Below are 292 nucleotides of genomic sequence, written 5' to 3' on the forward strand. Positions count from 1 at the left end.
GTTACGTACAGTTGTTTCGGCAATTGCGCCCCCCACACCACTAAGGGCACCTGACGTAATGCGAGTTCGTTGAGCTGATCATGATGACGCCATTGACCGATCAGGATAATGCCGGAGGCACGGCCTGTGTCATAGATCTGCGATACGCTATCGAGCTGCTCTGCATCGACGCGCGAAACCAGCATATCAAAACCGCGCTCAGTCAGTGCATCGGCCAGACTGCCCAGCATGCCCAGAAAAAAAGGATCGGTTAAATGTTGTCGGGTCGCACTGTCAGAAGGAATGACGACTG

1 protein-coding gene is annotated in these 292 nt (G+C 53.8%); it reads right to left on the reverse strand.

What is annotated here, in order from left to right; genetic code table 11:
• Positions 1–292, reverse strand: a 292-nt coding sequence (locus KDM89_RS21685) for a type 1 periplasmic-binding domain-containing protein (protein WP_463322649.1), incomplete at both ends; no start/stop codon positions are given.

It is taken from the genome of Cognatundibacterium luofuense, assembly GCF_018139685.1.
Taxonomy (GTDB): domain Bacteria; phylum Pseudomonadota; class Gammaproteobacteria; order Burkholderiales; family Burkholderiaceae_D; genus Undibacterium; species Undibacterium luofuense.